Here is a 2,511-nt window from a genome sequence, read left to right on the forward strand (position 1 = left end):
CGGGTACAGGTCGGGTAGCCGGGATGCATCACTGCATCCCGGCCCCCTCAGAACCGTGCGTGCACCTTTCAATGCACACGGCTCAAGCTCGCCCCATCGGCCAGCGCATTTCAGTTGGCCCGCTTGCCGTCTTGAGCATGTAGCTGTCGATGGCACGCGGAGTGCACGAGACGGAGGTTGGTTCTCTCGTCGGAGCCGCCATCTCGCCGGTAAACGAAGTGGTGCTTGTTCAGCATCTTCTTCGACGCCGCGAACCAGTTGATCCACTCACGTGGACTGTCCGGCTCGTACTCGGCCCCGGCGATAAGCGCCTGATTGCAGAGCGGGCACAGCCCTTTCTGCTTGTACGCCAGGGACAGGCTTACTTTGTCCATGGGCGGTGGCGTCTTCTTCCGGCGGCGTCCTTGCCAGTACTTGTTCAGGGATGGGTCGTCAGGCGATGCCGCACCCTTCACTTGTACGTGACGGACGATTTTAGTCCATTTGAAGTAGGGAAGATAGGCACCGCTGTTGCGATCCCCGAAGACCCATCTGTCATTTCTGGACTCGTTGAACCTGCCGAAGTGTCTGTTGGCAACCCAGACTCTCGACTTCCTCGGGTGGCTTCTTCGGGCCCATTCCCATAACAACCTCCACAGATAGTGGTCGAGGCTGGCGAATACTTGCGAAGAGACCGCCTTCCGGTAGTACGCCGACCATCCTCGAATGATGGGGGTCAGCGTCCTCAGCACACCTGCTGTGTTGGATCCATAGAGCCCCTTCACTTCGGTGCGCAGGGTCTGCCGGATTCTCTTGACGGCATCGGCGCTCGGTTTGATGATTAGCTTTCCGTCGTAGCGACGGATGTTGAAGCCGAGGAAGTCAAACCCGTTCTCCGCGTGGGTGATCCGGGTCTTTTCTTCGTTGAACCGTAGTCCTCTCGGCTCCAGCCACTCGGACAATTTCTCCTTGACCTGTTCCGCTTCTGACTTGCTGTGGCACATGACCACGAAATCGTCTGCGTACCGGATCAGGATTGGTGTCCTGGGGGCCGCCTTCGGCTCGTAAGACTTCGCCTCGGTTCCCCAGTACCGGCACCCTGCCGCCTCTTCCATCCCGTGGAGTGCCACGTTCATCAACAGCGGGCTGATCACTCCGCCTTGTGGAGTTCCCTCCTCGGTCGGCGTGAACCGTCCTTGTTCGACCACACCGGCTTGCAACCACGCCCGGACAAGACTCCGGCCGGGGAATCCCCCGACGGCGTCCATCAGGCGAGGGTGGTCGATGCGGTCGAATGCCGCGGATAGATCCGCATCCAGGACCCAGAGGCGTTTGGCGTTCTTGCGTGCTGCCGCCCCGAAAATGGCCTCGATGGCGTCATGGCAACCTCTCCCCGGCCGGAAACCGTACGACCGGGGTTCGAAACGGGCCTCCCACTCGGGTTCCAGCGCATTCTTGACACGAGCCTGCATGGCTCGGTCTCGGATGGTGGGAATCCCCAGCGGTCGTTGCTTCCCGTTGCTCTTCGGGATGTACACCCGCTTGACCGGCATGGCTTGCCATGGCTTTTCGGCCTGATGGACTTCTGTTGCAAGATTCCATCGGGCCCCGGGCGTGACAGCCTTCTTTCTATCGACGCCGGCGGTCTTGCGGCCAGTGCTCAGCTGGGTCACTCGTCTCACGCTTGTGAGCGTGTTGGAGTGGCTCCGCAGCATGAGCTTCTGAAGATTCCTGACCTTGGGCCAGTCCTCTTCCTGCGCGGCCTTGAAGATCCGCTGTCTCAGTCGCCGTACCTCTCCCTCGCATTGGCTCCAGTCGACCTGATGCCACAGCGTGGAAGTGTCCTCCGGTCCGTTCGCCGGGACGAGTGGCAGAGCAGACATGTCCACCGTCCTCCCGGCGTCTAACTTGTCCGTCGGTTCGGGCTTCTTCTCAGTTCACTTCAAAGGCTTACCTGGTCCACGTCTGCCCCCTTTCAGGCCGGGGAGAACCCCGTATCCGGCAGGTTATACAGACTCATTCGCCTGGTTTCCCTTTCCCTTTCGGGGACCGGCATTCGCTTCTTGGACCATCCTGTCCGGCTGAGGAGTTCCGCTTCCCTTGCGGTCGGCCTACCAGATGGCTCTGGACCTCAACCGGGTTTCCACGTTCCGCACCACCAAGATGCATTCGGGGAGGGTGCCCCCTATTGCCCCGCGGCCAGCGGTGTTCACGAGCCTTGGGTCCGAACCCTCGGCTCCGCTCGATGCCTCCCAGCATCCGGGCCGTGACCGCCACTCCTACTCAGCATCGGGCGGGCTACTTTGACGAGGCTTTGACAGGGGTTCACTCTCGTTCACCCTTCCGAACTGCCCCTCGACCTGTGGTGCCAGATGCCTTGACACCCTTGGGCCTTGAGCGCTCAGCTTCACACCCCGCCGTTACCAGCGACGCATGTGAGCGTGGGGCCAGACCTCAGAACACTGGTCTGGAAAAGCCCAGTTGAGACCGGGCCATCCACTTGAACGGTGCGACCTCGTGTCGCACGCGGAA

General features: G+C 61.1%; 1 protein-coding gene. It reads right to left on the reverse strand.

Annotated elements, in window-relative coordinates; translation table 11 throughout:
* Positions 1-110 precede the first annotated feature (110 nt).
* Positions 111-1,862: a group II intron reverse transcriptase/maturase gene (ltrA, locus tag ACWD68_RS41715; protein WP_451811690.1), complete on the reverse strand. Its 1,752-nt coding sequence runs from the start codon at positions 1,860-1,862 to the stop codon at positions 111-113.
* Between the last annotated feature and the right edge of the window lie 649 nt (positions 1,863-2,511).

It is taken from the genome of Streptomyces sp. NPDC005141, from assembly GCF_053599975.1.